The sequence below is a fragment of the Streptomonospora nanhaiensis genome (assembly GCF_013410565.1).
Classification (GTDB): domain Bacteria; phylum Actinomycetota; class Actinomycetes; order Streptosporangiales; family Streptosporangiaceae; genus Streptomonospora; species Streptomonospora nanhaiensis.
On record NZ_JACCFO010000001.1, the window covers coordinates 3,274,405 to 3,291,488 of the forward strand.

The following is a 17,084-nucleotide window of genomic DNA, read 5'->3' on the forward strand; positions in this document are numbered from 1 at the left end:
TCAGCGCTGCGGGTTCTCGCCCACGAGGACCACCTCGGTGGCCTCGGCGGAGACCTCGACGCCGTTGGGCTGGGCCTGGATGTCGGTGACGCGCAGGCCGAACGGCATCTCGGGCACGGGGACCGACAGCGCCAGCAGGTCCTCGACCAGGCCGAGGTCGCCGAACTGGCTCTGCCCGACCTCGATGTTGGAGGGGGTCACCACGATGGTGCCCTCCTCGACCGCGACGCCCAGGTCGGCCGAGACCGGCACGCTGTACTGGCCCAGGGCGAGGTCGCCGGACATCCGCGGGCTGCCGTTCTCGTTCTCGATGACGATCCCCTCGGGCAGCCGCTTCTGCAGCTCGCTGTAGGGCAGCATGACGCGGGCGTCGGCGCTGCCCGCCACCACGCTGGGCTCGGTCAGCAGGTCGCCGATGGGGGCCCGGACGTCGCGCGCGGTGACGTCGACCCGCTCCAGCTGGACGTCGTCGACCACGACGGCGCCGGTGACGATGTGGATCTCGGCGTACTCCCCGCCGATCGCCTGGGTGAGGAAGGGGAAGCCCCCGATGGTGACCTCGGGCTCGGAGGTCATCTCGTACTGCTGCTCCACGCGCGAGGCGATCTCGCTCTCCGCGGCGTAGTGCAGACCGCGATCGGCGACGGCGAGCACGATCAGCACGAATATGAGGAAGACGAGGAACTTACGCATCGGGCTTCCAGTACGCTCCTGTTGGTTCCGGCGCGGCGTCCGGACGGGGGATACGGTCAGCGGGGGGGGCGCCGTGGTGCGGCGTCGCGGGACGCCCGGACTCTGCACGAAGGTTACTTCACCCGATTCGCCCCGCAGCGCTCCGGTGCGATATCTCAGCAAACTCCAATGAACCCGGTCGGGGGCGGTGCGGGAACCGGGCGACCCGGCGGGACGGCCGGTCCCGCCGCCGGCGGCGCGGCTCAGTGGGGCAGCAGCATGCCGGCGAGGTTGTCGGTGGCCGAGGCGCCGGAGAGCGCGAGTTCGATCACGTTGGTGGCCACCACGGTGTTGGCGCTGCGGCGGGCGAACTCCAGGACGTGCGGCTGCTGCTCGTGCTCCTCGAACGCCAGCTGGTCGCGGTAGATGGCGTAGACGATCCGCTGGAGCGGCGCGCTGGGCACGGTGTGGCAGGCGAACAGCAGGGTGTCGGGCTCGTGCCTGGCCACCTGCTCGACCATCTCGTCGGCGTAGTCGTCGAACATCTCGGCGCGGCCCTCGGCCAGCGTGTAGATGGTGATGATGCCGCGCAGCCGCTGCCGGCGCTGCCCGCCGCCACCGCCCTCGCCCTCGGCACCGTCGAACCCGCGGTCGTCGCCGTAGTCGTCGTACTCGTCAAAGTCGTCGTAGTCGTCCCGCTTGCGGCGCCTGCCCCACACACCGTCCTCCTCGTCGTCGTCGGGTCCGTCCTGGTCCTCGGAACCGCCGCCGCGGCTCCTGCGCCGGCCGCCGCGCCCCGCGCGCCGGCCGGGGCGCTCGCGCGGCGGGTTCAGCGCCCGCAGGAACCCGGTCCACAGGGCGGCGATGGCGCCGAGCATCAGCAACTGGCCGAGGATGCCCAGCCCGAAGCGGCTGACGAGGACCTCGATGAGCACCGCGAGCGCGAGAAGGCCCAGCACCGTCAACTGGTGCCGGGCCCGGCGCGGCTGCTCGCCCATCCGGCGCAGGGCCGCCGCGGCGCACACGGCCAGCGCCACGAAGGCGAAGGTGTGCACCAGCCCCAGCGCGATACCGGGGAGGAAGTCGTAGTGCTCGCGCATGGCGGGGTAGCCGTTGCCGAACTGCCCGCGCAGCCGGTCCATGGTGAGCACCACCAGCGGCACGATGCCCAGTGTGGTGACCACCAGGCGGGTGCCGAACCGGGTGCGCGGCTCGACCACGGCGTACTCCACCGCGCCCCAGGCCAGCAGCAGCGGCCCGAGCAGGCCCACGCCGATCTGGAAGATGCGGAAGGTGGCCGCGGAGAAATCGAGGAGCGCGCCCGGGAAGCCGGCGCTGAGGGCGATCGCGAGAGCGACCGCCGAGGCCACCCAGGCAGCCATGAAGAGCCGCGGGTCCCGTATCCCGCGGGCGATCAGCGCGGCGGTCGCGCTCCACGCCACCAGGGCGCAGATGAACGCCAGTCCTACCTCGACCATCCCGCTAATCATGCTGCACGTGGAGCCCTGGGCGTGAACCGAGCGGGACATTGGCCGCACTGTTTTGCCTGCTAATTGCCCTTTTGAGCGGAATAAGACGGTTAACTTGTGAGTTACCTCACCGGTCACGGACTGTTCCCGGCTCGATGTACACCTGTGGTGCGGATAGCTCTAGGCTCGAACCATGTGGCGTTATCTCCGTCGAGACGACCGTGGCCGCGCCGCCCTCGCCGGGGAAGCGTCGGCCGCCGCCGCCGCCGAGGCCCTGCGCGGCACCGGGCGGCCGAGCGGCGCGTACGTCCCGCCCCTGCCGGCGGGCGCTCCGCCCGCGCGCCGGCCCGAGCCGCCCGCGGCTCCCCCCATCGCGTTCTTCGACGTCGACAACACGCTGATGCGCGGCGCGTCGATCTACCACTTCGCACGCGGCCTGGCCTCGCGCGACCTGTTCACCACGCGCGACCTCCTGCGGTTCGGGTGGGGCCAGATGCGGTTCCGCATCAGCGGCACCGAGCAGGCCCAGCAGATCAACGCCGCGCGCGAGGCCGCCCTTGCCTTCGTGGCCGGGCACGACGTCAACGACCTGGTCACCCTGTGCGAGCAGATCTACGACGAGTCGATGGCCGACCGCATCTGGGAGGGCACCCACCGGCTGATCCACCGCCACCTGCGCGAGGGGCAGCGGGTGTGGCTGGTCACCGCCACCCCCGTGGAGCTGGCCGACATCATCAAGCGCCGGCTGGGCCTGGACGGCGCGCTGGGCACGGTCGCCGAGACCGTCGACGGCGTCTACACCGGCCGCCTGGTCGGCGACCTGCTGCACGGCCCGGCCAAGGCCGCGGCGATCGAGGCGCTGGCCCGCCACGAGGGCGTCGACCTCTCCGAGTGCACCGCCTACAGCGACTCCAGCAACGACCTGCCGCTGCTCAACGCGGTGGGCCACCCCAACGCGGTCAACCCCGACACCGCGCTGCGCGACCACGCCATCGAGCGGGGCTGGCCGGTCCACGAGTTCCGCCGGCACCGCGCCGCCCTGCGGGTCGGCGTGCCGGCGGCGATCGCGGGCGCGGTGGCCGGGGGCGTGGCGATGAGCGTGCTGCGCCGCCGCGCGCGGCGCTGAGCCGCCGCCCCGCGCGGGCGGCCGGGCCGGCGGCCCGGTCGGCGACTCAAGCCGACGGGCCGCGCGGCGGGAACGGGAGCCAGGCGGGCGGCCAGGATCAGGCGGGCAGCGCCGGACGCGTGCTGTGGGCGCGCGGCCCGGCCGTACCGGCGCCGCGCCGGCGCGCCGGGCGCCCGCGCTCGCTGGCGTAGCTCTCGAACGCCTCCTGCGAGGTGTAGGCCGGCGACCAGCCCAGCGCGCGCTCCAGCTTGCTGAAGTCCAGGACGCGGTCGTAGCACAGCACCCGCAGCTGCTCGGGCGAGTAGTCCAGTTCGCTGCGGCGCGCCAGGCCGCCGAGCATCCGCAGGCCGGGCTCGGGCACGGCGAACCGGCGGCGGCCCACCCGGCGCAGGCACAGCGACAGCGGCAGCGAGCCGGACCCGGCCACGTTGAAGACGCCCTCGCCGTCGCTCAGCGCCATCCGGCGCACGGCCTCGATGCCGTCGTCCTCGTGGATGAACTGCATCAGCGGGTCGTAGCCGCGCACGGTGGGCACCAGGCGCAGCCCGAAGTAGCGCGTGAGCGGGGTGTCGACCGAGGGGCCGATGAAGTTGGCGAAGCGCAGCACGGCGGTGGCGACGTCGGGGCGCCTGCGGGCCAGGCCGCGCGTGTGCTTCTCGACCTCGGCCGCGCTGTTGGCGTAGACCGAGCGCGGCAGCGCGCGCTCGGCGCGGTCCTCGGTGCACAGCAGCGGGTCCTGGTCGGACTGGCCGTAGACGGCCGCGCTGGAGCGCACGACCAGGCGCCGGAGGGACTCCGAGCGCTGGCAGGCGTCGAGGAGCTGCATCGTGCCCAGGACGTTGGAGTGCGCCGCGGCGGCCCGGCTGCCGGCGTGCCGCGCCGACGGTGTGAGGCCGAGGTGCAGCACGGTGTCGGCCCCGGATTCGAGGACGGCGCGGCCGATACCGCCGTCGTGGAGGTCGGCCTGGATGTAGTCGGTTTGGCCCAGCGGGTGCCGGGGGGCGACGGGGTCGACCCCGACGACCCGGTCGACTCCGGGTTCGGTCTGCATGGCCTCGGCCACCCGGGCGCCCAGGTAGCGGGAGACTCCGGTGATCAGTACGACGCGGCCCATGCCACACGCCTCCACGAGTCGGGGGGGATTGCGCTGGAGGGGCGGGAGGTGTCTCCGCGTCGACCGTGCCGCCGCGGACCGAGCGGACCGAGCGGACCGTGCGGACCGGGACCGCCGCGGTCGGTGTCGGCGGAGAGACTGCCCTACCCGATGCCGAAGGCTCGGCTACTTCTTGTTGCGGCGCGCGACGCGGGTCCTCTTGAGCAGCTTGCGGTGCTTCTTCTTCGCCATGCGCTTGCGGCGCTTCTTGATGACGGAACCCATACGGTTCACCTCTCGCCTACGTTCGAATCACATGACACGACGGCACACCGGGCCGGGCGCGCATGGCGCGGCCCGCGAGGTGAGCCGACGGAGGGAGTGCGGCGAGGTTGTCGCCCGGGGGCGGGCACGCGGCGGCCGCGTGCCGATGAAACGCCGCACCCGTTGGACCAGCCTACCGCCTCGCACAAGGGGAGGCCGCACAGGCCGCGCAACGGGGGTCGCGGGGCGCCCCTCGGGGGACGGCGGGTCGGGGCGCGGCGGAGCCGGGCGGAGAGTGCCGGCGGGGCCGGGCGCGTGGAGCCGGTCCGGGCGCGGGGGCGGCGGGACCGGGCGGGGTGGAGCCGTCCGGGCGGAGACGGCGCCGACACGGACCGGACGGCGGCTCCCGCGGGGCGGGGCGGGACGGCCGTCGGCGGCGCGCGGGGCGGCGGGTCAGGCGCCGGGCATGGCCGGGCCCTTGCGGTACAGCTCGGCCGCCGGCTCGGTGTAGCCCACGCTGACCAGCCGGTGGTCCTCGAAGGTCAGCGAGGTGATGCTGGCGAGGTTGCACTGCCGCCGGTCGGGGCGGTGCCACAGCCGCTTGCGCTCGGCCGCGCGGCGGGCCATCCAGATGGGGAGCTGGTGGCTGACGCACACGGCCTCGCGGCCCCACGCCTCCTTGCGCACCACCTTGATGATGTCGACCATGCGGGCGACGATGCGGGAGTAAGGCTCGCCCCAGGAGGGCCGGAACGGGTTGTAGAGCCGCCGCAGCACCTCGGGGTCGCGCATGGAGCGCGAGGTGAGGGTCATGCCCTGGAACGTGTTGCCGGCCTCGATCAGCCGCTCGTCCAGCCGGATGGCCACACCGAACTCGTCGGCCACGGGCTGCGCGGTCTCCTTGGCGCGGTCCAGCGGCGAGGAGTACAGCGCGGCGATGTCGCGCCCGGTGAACCACTCGGCCGCGAGACCCGCCATGCGGACACCGTTCTCACTGAGGTGGAACTCCGGCAGGCGGCCGTAGAGAATCCCCTTGGGGTTGTGCACCTCGCCGTGCCGGAGGAGGTGGACAACGGTGGTCGTACTCATGTTCGCGCGACCGATTCCTTCCGTACGTTCGCTGGACGGCGCGGGCCCCGGCGGCTGCGGCTGCCGCCGCCTAGACGGGCGCTGACGTGGCGTCCAAGGTCCGCGTACCGTCATCCAACTTATCGACCGTGGACCGCAGGGCCGCCACGGCGGCCCGCACGGCGGGCCGCCGCCCGGCCTCGCGGCGCAGCAGCGCGTACACGCTGCGCACGAGCACGGGCCGCAGCGGCACCGTGCGCACGCCGGGCGGCAGCATCCCGCGGCCCAGGCGCGGCAGCACGGCGAGGCCCAGGCCGGCGGCCACCAGCGCGATCTGGGTGGGGTACTCGGTCGCGTAGTGTGCCACGCGCGGCTCCACCCCCGCACGCCGGAGGGTGTCGCACAGCCACTCGAAGCAGATGGTGCCCTGCGGGGCGACGATCCAGTCCTCGTCCACGAGCTCGCCCGGGGCGAGTTCGGCCCGGTCGGCGAGGGGGTGGTCGGCCGGCAGCGCGATCTCGGCGGGGTCGTCGAACAGGTGCAGCCGCTCGGTGCCGTCGAGCACGGGAAGCGGGGAGTTCACCCAGTCCTGGACGATGGCGAGATCGTAGTCGCCGCGCTGGACCAGGGGCTGGGAGGCGACGGGGTCGGCCTCGAACATCTGGACCTTGAGGTTGGGGTAGCGGGCGGCCAGGTCGCGCAGCGCGGGGGGCAGGACGCTGCGCGCGGCGGTGGCGAAGGCGGCGATGCTCAGCCGCCCGGCGACGCTGCCGAGCTGGGCCTCAAGGTCGGCCTCGGCCTCGGCGATCAGCGCGAGGATGCGCTCGGAGTGGCGGACGAGCAACTGCGCCGCGTCGGTGAGCCGCACACCGCGCCCGCTGCGCTCCAGCAGGCGGGCGGAGGTCTCGCGCTCCAGCTTGGCGATCTGCTGGGAGACGGCGGAGGTGGTGATTCCGAGGACGTCGGCCGCGGCGCTGACCGACCCGTACTCGGAGATGGCGTTGAGCGCCCGGAGGCGGTCGATGTCGAGCACGCGGCAATCATAAAGCGCCGTTTAACGCCGGAAGCAGGTAATTGAAAGCTGAACTACCCATTGGGGAACAGATCCGCCCAAACGATCACGCGGAGGAACGAGGGAGGACGGGGCAGCGGGGGCCGGGACAGCAGGCGGCGGCGGTCGGCAGGCGGCCGCGGTCAGCGGCACGCGGCCATCGGCCGGCGGGGTGGACGGCCGAGGTGGCGACGGGCGCGGCCCGATCGCACGGCGGTGTCAGTGCCGGTGCCTCGGCTCGGGGTGGTTCCGCGACGGGGGCGGGGAACCAAAACCCGCACCTCGTCGGCGCGCGGCGCGGCGTTTCCTCAAGGTTTGCCCTTTTTGTCCCTGACAAAGGCGGGCACAGCGGCCCCGGAGAGGCCCCATGAGAACCATAGTGTCCACGATATGAGACAACCAAGGCGAAGGCGGCACCCTTATGTCTGCAATGCCCGTTTCCAAGGGCGACGAAGTCGGCCTGCGGTTCAAAAAGGCGACCCGAAGGCGCATCTCGCGGTGAAAGAGGCCATTTTTGTCTCACCATGTGAGATTCCAGAGCGCTGGCGTCCCATTTGACCAGGTTTGGGAACGGGGCCGGTCACAGGAACCCACGACAGACCGGACCCACGCCGCCCGCCCCGGCCATCCGCCGCCGTCGCCGCCCCGTCGCCCGCAACAGCCACGGGGGCGCGCCGATGACCGCCCATCCCGGCCCCCGGCGCCCTCGCCGCCCCGTCGCATACCTCAACCACTGGGGTGCGCACCGATGACCGCCCATCCGGGCCGCCCGCCGCCGTTGCCGCCCTCGTCACCCGCGACAACCACTGGATGCGGACCGAAGGCAGTCGCCCCAGGCACCCGCCGTCGGCGCCTTCATCGCACACCTCGACCACGAGGGGGCGTCCGATGACAGCTCGCCCCACGCCCCCGCCGCCGTCGCCGCCCCGTCATCCGCATCAACCACCGGGGGCGAACCGACAACCGTCCACCGGGGCGGGTCCCCCCGGGACCGGCCCCGGTCCCGGGCGGCCCGCTAGACCTCGGCGGCGGCCCGGGCGGCGCGCGGCAGGGCGCTGATCACCCGGTCGATGGCGGCGTCGTCGTGCGCGGCCGAGAAGAACCACGCCTCGAACGCCGCCGGCGGCAGGTACACGCCCTGCTCCAGCATCGCGTGGAAGAACGCGGCGAAGCGGTCGGTGTTCTGCGCGCGGGCGCCGTCGAAGTCGGTGACCTCGGTGTCGGTGAAGAAGACGGTGAAGAGGTTGCCGCCGCGCTGCACGCGGTGCGGCACCCCCGCCGCCGACAGTTCACGCTCGACCGCGTCGGCGACCTGCGCCGACACCGCGTCGATGCGGGCGTACACGTCGTCGGTGGCGTTGCGCAGCGTGGCCAGCCCGGCGGCCGTGGCCAGGGGGTTCCCCGACAGCGTGCCCGCCTGGTAGACCTGCCCGCCGGGGGTGAGGTGGGCCATCAGGTCCGCGCGCCCGCCGAACGCGGCCGCGGGCAGGCCGCCGCCCATGACCTTGCCGAAGGTCACCAGGTCGGCGGCGACGCCTTCGAGCCCGTACCAGCCCGAGCGGCTGACCCGGAAGCCGGTCAGCACCTCGTCGAGGACGAGCAGCGCGCCGTGGGCCGCCGTCAGTTCCTTGAGCCGGGCGTTGAACCCGTCCCGGGGCGGGACCACGCCCATGTTGGCCGGGCACGCCTCCACGATGACGCAGGCGATGTCCGGACCGGACTCGGCGAACACCCGCTCCACGGCGTCGATGTCGTTGTAGGGCAGCACGATGGTGTCGGCGGCGCCGGCCCGGGTGACACCCGGGGTGTCGGGCACCGCGAACGTCGCCATGCCCGATCCGGCGGCCGCCAGGAGGGAGTCCACGTGGCCGTGGTAGTTGCCCGCGAACTTCACGATCCGGCCGCGCCCGGTGGCGCCGCGCGCCAGGCGGATCGCCGACATCGTCGCCTCGGTGCCGGAGTTGACCAGGCGGACCTGCTCCACCGGCGTGCGGGCGATGATCTCCTCGGCCAACTCCACCTCGCCGGGGGTGGGCGCGCCGAAGGACGTGCCCTTGGCGGCGGCCTCGGCCAGCGCCTCCACGACGGCGGGGTGCGCGTGGCCCAGGATCAGCGGGCCCCACGAGCACACCAGGTCGACGTAGGTGTTGCCGTCGACGTCGGTGAGGTAGGGGCCCGAGCCCGAGGCCATGAACGGCGGCGTGCCGCCCACGGCGCCGAACGCCCGGACCGGGGAGTTCACCCCTCCGGGGACGACGGCGCTGGCACGCTGGAACAGCTCGGCGGAAGTGTTGTCGTTACCCACGCCTCCAGTGTGGCAGCGGTGCCGCGGTCCGCGCGCCGACCCCGCCGCGGGCGCGCCGAGGCGAGCCCGAGAGGCGCCGGAGGGCGCCGCGGAGAGGGCGGCGCAGGGAGCCGCGGGCACGCCGCGGAGGCGCCCTACCGGGAACCGCGGGGCACTGCCAAGACGGCGACGCGGTGGGGCGCGGGGCACACGGCCCCGGCGCCACGCGGTGTTTCGGCCCGGAAGGGTGTGCGGGCAGGGGGCGTTCCGGCGGCTCCCGCGTTACCGCCGCGCGGTCGGCATCAGTAGGTTGAGACGGCACCACGTCGTTGAGACCGGATGAGACCGCACGAGGCCGGTGCCCCGGCAGCCGGCCTCCGCACGCAAAGGACACTCCCATGCCCGAGGTCTTCGCCACCGCCGACCTGATCGACGCCCACGGCGACGCCCTGGCGAGCTGCGAGACGCAGTTCCGCCAGTACGGCGCCCGCAGCGCCTTCCACGGCCCCATCGCCACCGTCAAGTGCCACGAGGACAACGCGCTGGTCAAAGAGCAGCTCAACCAGCCGGGCGAGGGCTGGGTGCTGGTGGTCGACGGCGGCGCGTCGCTGCGCACGGCGCTGATGGGCGACCTCATCGCCAAGGCGGCGCAGGAGAACGGCTGGGCCGGGGTCGTCATCAACGGCGCGGTCCGCGACGTCGCCGAACTCGCCAAGGTCGATCTGGGCATCAAGGCCCTGGGCTCCAACCCGCGCAAGTCGGCGAAGACCGGCGCCGGGGTCCTCGACGCCCCGGTGGCCTTCGGCAACGTGGTCTTCACCCCGGAGGCGTGGCTGTACAGCGATGACGACGGGATCGTCGTCAGCGAGGAGAAGCTGGACCTTCCGGGGTAGGGAGTGGCACAGGTGAGTGGGTTGAACGGCGGCGGCGACGGCAGCGGGGACGGCGGCCAGGCGCCCGACCGGGTGGACGGGGCGGACCGGGAGGACCGGGTGGAGCGGGAAGGCCGGGCGGAGCGGGTGCACCACCGCGTGGGCGAGCGTGCGGGGCCTCACGCGGGCGGGGGCGCGGAGGGCCTCGGCGGCCCCGCCGGCGGGCGGCCGCCGGGCGTGCCGGCGCTGGGCGTGGACGTGGGCGGCGTGATCATCCGCCGCAGCGACGGCGACCAGGACACCTCGTTCTTCGGCGAGCACCCGATGCGCACTCCGGCCGTGGAGGGCGCCTTCGAGGCGCTGGCCGAACTCGCCGCCGGCCCGTTCGACGGCCGGGTCTACGTGATCTCCAAGGCCAAGCCGGACACCGCGCACCGAACCATCGAGTGGCTGCACCACCATGACTTCGAGCGCCGCACCGGGATCACCCGTGAGCGCATGCACTTCGTGCTGAACCGGGGCGACAAGGCACCGGTGTGCGAGCGGCTGGGAATCACCCACTTCGTGGACGACCGGATCGACGTCCTGCGCCACCTCACCATGGTCCCGCACCGCTACCTGTTCACCGGCGGCCTGGGCGACGAGCCGCGCCCCACCGTCATCCCGCCCTGGGCCGAGCACACCGACGACTGGAAGGCCCTGGCCGAGTCCATCCGCCGGTCGGTGGCCGAGGAGTACCGACCCACCGCCTAGGCGCGGCCCGGCCGGCCCGGGGTCCGGGTCACCGCCCTTCGGTCCGACCCGGCGGCCGGCGGATGCGCAGGCATGTGGCGAAGCCCGCGACGACGGGCGCCAACGGCAGCGGAACCCCCGCCCCGGCGGTCATCGGTTCCGGTGGCGCGGTGGCTGAACCCCCGGACGGGGGCGGCGGATGCGGCGGCGCCGGACAGGCGGGCGTGGCCGCTCTCCGCACCGCGATCCGCCGACGATCCCGCTCTCAGCGTCGGCCGGTCGCCTGATACGGGCCTGGAGAGCGGTTGCACGCCCCAGTCGTCTCAAGGTATGAGACGAAATCACCCGCCAGGACGCGCCTCTACCCCTGGAACTCCTCGCAGGCGTCGGACAGGATGTCCAGCACGGCGATCGGGTCCGGCAGGTCGGCCGGGTTGGGGGTTTCGAGCGGGGCGCGGATCCAGGTGACCGGGTTGCCGGACGGGAGCATCGAGGGGGCCGCCGGGACGTAGCTGTCGCGGCAGTGCCAGCGCAGCCCGGGGGTCTCGGCGATGCTCTCGGGCACGCAGTCCAGATGGCAGGACCACCACTCGTCCTCGTCGGCGGGCGAGCGGGTGGCCACGAAGAAGAGGTACCGGCGGGCGTCGACCGCCGCCACCGGGCCGGTGTGCACGCCCGACCGGCCCATGCGGGCCAGGGCCATCACGCCCGCCGCCGCCGGGACGTCGAAGACGTCGAAGACCCGCCCCGTCGGCAGGATGACGTTGGCGTCGGGGGTCGCCGTCCACCAGCGGGTGATCGTCTCGGGGTCGGTGGTGGCCTCCAGCCCCCAGGTCGCCGCGACCGGGTGCGCGCCCGGGTCGGGACAGCCGATGCGGTCGCAGCCGCAGGCGCGTCCGTTCGCGCCCAGCGGCGACGCCCCGCGGCACACGGGCCACCCCAGGGCCGCGTACCGCAGTGCCGCGTTGAGCATGCTGTCGTGAGTGCCGCGCCGGCGCTTGCGCCGCTGCAGGACCTCGGCCATGGGTGCCTCCCCGTTCGTCGTGTCGCGGTCGAGGCCGGTGGGTGCGCCTCCCCGGCCTCGACCGCGAGCCGACGGGGAAGCGTGGTGTTCCCCGGTTACCGGAGCAGTCGTGCCGCCTCGGTGGCCCAGTAGGTGAGGATCTGGGCCGCCCCCGCCCTCCGGAAGGAGAGCAGGGTCTCCATGATGGCCCGCTCGCGGTCGATCCAGCCTTTCTCCGCGGCCGCCTCGACCATCGCGTACTCGCCGCTGACCTGGTAGGCCGATACGGGCACCGTGACCGCGTCGGCGACTCTGGCGACGATGTCCAGGTAGGCCAGGCCGGGTTTGACCATGACCATGTCGGCGCCCTCGGCGATGTCCAGCTCGACCTCGCGCAGCGCCTCGCGGGCGTTGGCCGGGTCCTGCTGGTAGCCGGTGCGGTCGCCGAACCGGGGCGCGCCCTCGGCCGCCTCGCGGAAGGGCCCGTAGAACGCCGAGGCGTACTTGGCGGCGTAGGCCAGGATCGCCGTCTGGGTGTGCCCGGACTCGTCCAGGGCCGCGCGGATCGCCGCGACCTGGCCGTCCATCATGCCGCTGGGCGCCACCACGGCCACCCCCGCCTCGGCCTGGGCGCGCGCGATGGAGGCGTAGCGCTCCAGGGTGGCGTCGTTGTCGACCTCGCCCTCGGGCGTGAGCAGGCCGCAGTGCCCGTGCGAGGTGTACTCGTCCAGGCACAGGTCGGCCATCAGCACGAGGTCGTCGCCGACCTCGGCGGCCAGGTCGCGCAGGGCCAGCTGCACGATGCCCCGGGGGTCGTCGGCGGCCGAGCCGCGCTCGTCCTTCTCCGCCGGGATCCCGAACAGGATCACCCCGCCGACCCCGGCCTCGGCCGCCTCCACCGCCGCCTTGCGCAGGCTGTCGCGGGTGTGCTGGAGGACCCCCGGCATGGAGCCCACCGGGTTGGGCTCGGCGATCCCCTCCTTGACGAACATCGGCAGGATCAGGTCCTCGGGCCGCACGCGGGTCTCGGCGACCAGCCGGCGCAGGGCCGGGGTGCGGCGCAGCCGGCGGGGCCGGGCCACGGGGTAACGGGCGTTCATAGGGGTCTCCCGATCAGGCGGTGGGGCGGTCACGCGGTCATACGGTCTTGCGGCGCCGCCCGCGCCGCTTCTGGCTGGGCTTGAGCGCCGGCTTGCCCGCCGCGAGCGCCTCGGCCCGTTGTGCGGCACCGTACTCCGAGAGCGCGGCGGCCAGGGCCGAAACCGACGTGGTGGGCGCCACCACGTCCACGCGCAGGCCGAACTCGGCCGCGGTCTTGGCGGTCTCGGGCCCGATCACCGCGATGACGGTGGTGTTGTGCGGCTTTCCGGCGATGCCCACGAGATTGCGGACGGTGGAGGAGGAGGTGAAGAGGACGGCGTCGAACCCGCCGCCCTTGATCGCCTCGCGCACGGGCGCGGGCGGCGGCGCGGCCCGCACGGTGCGGTAGGCGGTGACGTCGTCGACCTCCCAGCCGAGGTCGGTGAGGCCCTTGGCCAGGGTCTCGGTGGCGATGTCGGCGCGCGGCAGCAGGACCCGCTCGATGGGGTCGAGTTCGGCGTCGTAGGGCGGCCACACCTCCACGAGCCCGGCGCCGGACTGGCGGTCCGGCGGCGGGGTGAGGTCGGGCTGGATGCCGAAGGCGCGCAGCGCGGCCGCGGTCTGCTCGCCGACGGCGGCGACCTTGACCCCGGCGAACGCGCGGGCGTCCAGGCCGTACTCCTCGAACCGCTCCCGGATCGCCTTCACCGCGTTGACCGAGGTGAACGCCACCCACTGGTAGCGGCCGGTGACCAGGCCGCGCACCGCGCGCTCCATCTGCTGGGGCGTGCGCGGGGGCTCCACCGAGATGGTGGGCACCTCCTCGGGCACCGCGCCGTAGCCGCGCAGCTGCTCCGACAGGCTGGCGGCCTGCTCCTTGGTGCGCGGCACCAGCACCCGCCAGCCGAACAGCGGCCGGTTCTCGAACCAGCCCTGCTCCTTGTCGGTGGTGACGCCCCTGCCCATCAGCAGCATGGCCGGGGAGGTGACGTTGTGGCCCTTGGCGTCGGCGGCCTTGAGGTCGGCGGCCAGCCGGGACAGCGTCGAGCGCACGGTGGTCTGCTCGGTGGTGGAGCCCATGCGCACGACCGCCACGGGGGTGGTGCCGGGCCGCCCCGCGGCGATCAGCGTCTTGCACAGCCGGTCGAAGCCGGGACCGCCGCGCGGCGCGTCGTCGTCGGGCAGGTCGGGGAACAGCACGACCAGCGAGGCGTCGCCCTCGGGCACGCCCTCCGACAGCCGCGCCCAGTCCAGGTCGGGTTCGAGCGCGCTGACGACGCGGACCTCGCCGACGCCCTCGGGCAGCAGCGGCACCCCGGCGTAGGCGGGCACGGCGGTGATCGAGGACAGGCCGGGGATCACCTCGTACTCCACCCCGGCGGCGCGGCAGGCGGCGGCGAGTTCGGCGCCGCGGCAGCCCAGCAGCGGGTCGCCGCTGTAGAGGCGCACGACGCGGCGGCCCTCGCGGGCGTGGCCCACGGCCAGCGCGTTGATCTCGGCGCCGCTCTCGGCGGGCTCGATGACCGTGACGTCCTCGCGGCAGTGGCGCAGCAGTCCGGTGCGGTACTTGGCCAGCTCGGGGCCGGGCTCGCGGAGCAGGATGACCACGTCCGCCTTGGCGAGCGCGTCGGCGCCCCGCAGAGTCAGCAGCTCGGCGTCGCCGGGTCCGGCGCCCACCAGGGCCACGTGGCCGCTCCGGGCCGCACCGGCGGTCTCCGGACGCGGCTCCTGGGTCTCACTCTGCGGATTCACTGTGCGCTCCTTGACTGTCGGCTCGGACTCCCGCCCCCGGTCCGGGTGTCCGCGGCAGCGCCGCACGGCTCCTGCCGGCCGCGCCCGGGATGGGGGCGCGGCGATAGCGGGCGCTGCGCGCCACGCGTCCTGCTTGCGTCATCGCCGCCGGTGCTATCCCCCCGCGGCATCGGCGACGATCCGGTCGGCTCCTTCCCCGATCATCTCGCGGGCCAGCTCCCGGCCCAGGGAGGCGGCCGCTTCGACGGGGTCGGTGTCCTGGCCCAGCGCGATACCGCGCTCGCGCCGCACGGCCTGGCCGCCGTCGGGCGCCACCACGGCGGCGCGCAGCAGCAGCCGGCCGTCGTGGCACTCGGCGTAGGCGCCGACGGGCGCGGCGCAGCCGGCCTCCAGCTCGGCGAGCACGGTGCGCTCGGCGGTGACGGCGGCGCGGGTGGGGCCGTGGTCCACGGCGGTGAGGTAGGCGAGGTCGGCGGCGGCGCGCTCGGCCAGACACTCCACGGCCAGCGCGCCCTGCCCGGGCGCGGGCAGGACCTGCTCGGCCTCGAACACGTCGGTGACGTCGTCCAGGCGGCCCACGCGCGCCAGACCGGCGTAGGCCAGGACGACCGCGTCCAGCTCGCCGGAGGTGACCTTGCCCAGGCGGGTCTCGGCGTTGCCGCGGATGGGGACGTAGGACAGGTCGGGGCGCAGCGCGGCGAGCTGGGCCACGCGGCGCGGCGACCCGGTGCCCACGGTGGCCCCGGCCGGCAGGTCGGAGAACTTGCGGCCGTCGCGGGCGCACAGGGCGTCGCGGGGGTCGTCGCGCTCGGTGACGGCGATCACGGTCAGGCCCTCGGCCGGGGCGGTGGGCAGGTCCTTGAGCGAGTGCACCGCGAAGTCGATGCCGCCCGACAGCAGCTCGTCGCGCAGGTTGTTGACGAACACGCCGGTGCCGCCGAGCTGGGTGAGGTGGGCGCGGGTGATGTCGCCGTAGCTGGTGATCAGCTTCAGTTCCACGGCCACGCCGGTGCGCGCCGTGATGGCGTCGGCCACCTGCTGGGACTGGGTGGTGGCCATGGTGCTGCGGCGGGTGCCGAGCCGGGCCGGGGCCATGGTCACTCTCCCTGGTCCGCGCCGCCGGGCGCGGGGTCGATGCGGGTGACGGCGTCGGGGCGCGCCGGGTCGAGGTCGAACAGCTCGCGCAGCGCGGCCTCGTAGGTGTCGCCGTTGGGTCCGGCCGCGAGTTCCTTCACGCGGACGGTGGGCTGGTGCAGCAGCTTGTCGACCACCCGGCGCATGGCGTGGGTGACCTCGCCGCGGGTCCGGTCGTCCAGGTCGGGCAGCCGGCCCTGGAGGCGCGCCAGCTCCGACTCCATGACCATGCGGGCCTTGCTGCGCAGCGCGACCACGGTGGGCGCGACGAGTTCGGCGCGGCGCACGCTCTGGTACTCGGCGACCTCCTCGTCCACGATGCCGCGCGCCAGCGTGATGGCGCCGGCGCGGGCGGAGGAGTCGTCGGCGCCCTGCGCGACCGCCTGGCGCAGGTCCTCGATGTCGACCACGTGCACGCCGGGCAGGCCGCGCACGGCGGGGTCGATGTCGCGCGGCAGGGCGAGGTCGAGGAACACCAGGGGGCGGCCGGCCGGCCGGGGCCGGGCGCCGGCCTGGTCGCGGGTGACGACGAGGTCCTGGGCGCCGGTGCAGGAGATCACGAGGTCGGCCTCGGCGATCGCGTCGGCGACCGTGTCGGGGTCGGCGGGCACGGCGCGGGCGCGCAGGGGCTCGTAGGCCTCGGTGAGGCACTCGGCGAGCCGCTCGGCGCGCTCGTAGGTGCGGTTGGCCACGGTGACGGCGGCGGCGCCCTGGCGCGCGACGGTGTTGGCGGAGAGCGCGCTCATGGAGCCGGCGCCCAGGACGAGCACGCGCAGCCCGGTGAAGGGCTGGGGCTCGGGCAGCGCGGCGGCGACGTCGGCGGCGGCCTCACCGGCGGCGGCGCCCTGCCCTGCGCCGGTGACCGGGCAGCCGGCCGGCGCGGCGGCGAGGTCGGCGGTGCCGGTGTCGGCCCCGGTGCCGCGCAGCCGCTCAAGGGCGACGCGCAGGCCCAGGCCGACCATGTCGGCGCCGGCGTGGTCGAGGTGGGTCTCGGTGTGGGCGCGCTTGCCCACGCGCAGCGCCCGCTGGCCGAGGTCGTTGAGCACCCGGCCCAGGGTGCCGCTCTGCTGGGCGTCCTTGAGGGCGTTGCGGACCTGCCCGAGGATCTGGCCCTCGCCGACCACCATGGAGTCCAGCCCGCAGGTGACGGAGAACAGGTGCTGGACCGCGCGCTCCTCGTAGTGCACGTAGGCGTGCTGCGACAGCTCGCTGAGGGGGACGCCGGTGTGCCAGGACAGCAGCTCGGTGATGGCGGCCACGGCGGGGTGGAACTTGTCGACGTCGGCGTAGACCTCGGTGCGGTTGCACGTGGAGACCATGAGCACCTCGTTGACCGAGGGCGCCGCCGCCATCTCCGACATGACCTTCAGGCGCGTCTGCCCCTCCATGGCGACGCGCTCCAAAAGCGCCACGGGCGAACTCCGGTGGCTCAGCCCAACGGCGAGGACACTCATCTGCACTCCAATGCGGGCGGCGTTCCGCTG

Annotated in this window: 15 protein-coding genes; 3 read left to right on the top strand and 12 right to left on the bottom strand. The window is 74.2% G+C overall.

Features of this window, described 5'->3' with window-relative positions; translation table 11 throughout:
* Both HNR12_RS14155 and HNR12_RS14160 read right to left on the bottom strand, forming a co-directional pair.
* Window positions 1-693, bottom strand: coding sequence for an LmeA family phospholipid-binding protein (locus HNR12_RS14155; protein WP_179767923.1), 693 nt, complete (start codon window positions 691-693; stop codon window positions 1-3).
* 242 nt (window positions 694-935) lie between these two features.
* Window positions 936-2,150, bottom strand: a complete 1,215-nt coding sequence (locus tag HNR12_RS14160) for a putative quinol monooxygenase (RefSeq protein ID WP_179767924.1) — start codon at window positions 2,148-2,150, stop codon at window positions 936-938.
* A 184-nt stretch (window positions 2,151-2,334) separates the two neighbouring features.
* Here HNR12_RS14160 and HNR12_RS14165 point away from each other — a divergent pair, with 184 nt between their 5' ends.
* The gene (locus HNR12_RS14165) at window positions 2,335-3,267 is read left to right on the top strand and encodes an HAD family hydrolase (protein ID WP_179767925.1); all 933 of its coding nucleotides are present in this window, start codon (window positions 2,335-2,337) and stop codon (window positions 3,265-3,267) included.
* Between the two features lie 97 nt (window positions 3,268-3,364).
* Here the strand turns inward: HNR12_RS14165 and HNR12_RS14170 are convergent, their stop codons facing one another.
* The 5 genes from HNR12_RS14170 to hemL form a co-directional block, all read right to left on the bottom strand.
* Entirely contained in the window at window positions 3,365-4,381 is a 1,017-nt protein-coding gene (locus tag HNR12_RS14170) for an NAD-dependent epimerase/dehydratase family protein (protein ID WP_179767926.1), read from the bottom strand.
* Window positions 4,382-4,546: 165 nt separating this feature from the next.
* Complete coding sequence (locus HNR12_RS14175; protein ID WP_013155353.1) at window positions 4,547-4,645, bottom strand: 30S ribosomal protein bS22; 99 nt, start codon at window positions 4,643-4,645, stop codon at window positions 4,547-4,549.
* Between the two features lie 432 nt (window positions 4,646-5,077).
* On the bottom strand, window positions 5,078-5,713 hold the full coding sequence (locus tag HNR12_RS14180; RefSeq protein ID WP_179767927.1) for a histidine phosphatase family protein: 636 nt from the start codon (window positions 5,711-5,713) through the stop codon (window positions 5,078-5,080).
* 70 nt (window positions 5,714-5,783) lie between these two features.
* Window positions 5,784-6,725: a LysR family transcriptional regulator gene (locus HNR12_RS14185; RefSeq protein ID WP_179767928.1), complete on the bottom strand. Its 942-nt coding sequence runs from the start codon at window positions 6,723-6,725 to the stop codon at window positions 5,784-5,786.
* Window positions 6,726-7,758: 1,033 nt separating this feature from the next.
* Entirely contained in the window at window positions 7,759-9,048 is a 1,290-nt protein-coding gene (gene hemL, locus HNR12_RS14190) for a glutamate-1-semialdehyde 2,1-aminomutase (RefSeq protein ID WP_179767929.1), read from the bottom strand.
* A 377-nt stretch (window positions 9,049-9,425) separates the two neighbouring features.
* Between hemL and rraA the strand changes: the two genes are divergently transcribed.
* Together rraA and HNR12_RS14200 are read left to right on the top strand one after the other, a co-directional pair.
* A complete protein-coding gene (gene rraA / locus HNR12_RS14195; RefSeq protein ID WP_179767930.1) occupies window positions 9,426-9,920 on the top strand; it encodes a ribonuclease E activity regulator RraA in 495 nt (164 codons plus the stop codon).
* A gap of 12 nt (window positions 9,921-9,932) precedes the next feature.
* Complete coding sequence (locus HNR12_RS14200; RefSeq protein ID WP_179767931.1) at window positions 9,933-10,652, top strand: hypothetical protein; 720 nt, start codon at window positions 9,933-9,935, stop codon at window positions 10,650-10,652.
* Window positions 10,653-10,992: 340 nt separating this feature from the next.
* Here the strand turns inward: HNR12_RS14200 and HNR12_RS14205 are convergent, their stop codons facing one another.
* The 5 genes from HNR12_RS14205 to HNR12_RS14225 form a co-directional block, all read right to left on the bottom strand.
* Window positions 10,993-11,655: a bifunctional DNA primase/polymerase gene (locus tag HNR12_RS14205; protein ID WP_179767932.1), complete on the bottom strand. Its 663-nt coding sequence runs from the start codon at window positions 11,653-11,655 to the stop codon at window positions 10,993-10,995.
* Window positions 11,656-11,750: 95 nt separating this feature from the next.
* Window positions 11,751-12,734 (bottom strand): porphobilinogen synthase, encoded by a 984-nt coding sequence (gene hemB / locus HNR12_RS14210; RefSeq protein ID WP_179767933.1) that lies wholly within the window; start codon window positions 12,732-12,734, stop codon window positions 11,751-11,753.
* 37 nt (window positions 12,735-12,771) lie between these two features.
* A complete protein-coding gene (locus HNR12_RS14215) occupies window positions 12,772-14,466 on the bottom strand; it encodes a bifunctional uroporphyrinogen-III C-methyltransferase/uroporphyrinogen-III synthase (protein ID WP_179767934.1) in 1,695 nt (564 codons plus the stop codon).
* Window positions 14,467-14,619: 153 nt separating this feature from the next.
* Window positions 14,620-15,561 (bottom strand): hydroxymethylbilane synthase, encoded by a 942-nt coding sequence (gene hemC, locus HNR12_RS14220; protein ID WP_179767935.1) that lies wholly within the window; start codon window positions 15,559-15,561, stop codon window positions 14,620-14,622.
* Between the two features lie 2 nt (window positions 15,562-15,563).
* A complete protein-coding gene (locus tag HNR12_RS14225) occupies window positions 15,564-17,054 on the bottom strand; it encodes a glutamyl-tRNA reductase (protein WP_179767936.1) in 1,491 nt (496 codons plus the stop codon).
* Window positions 17,055-17,084 lie beyond the last annotated feature (30 nt).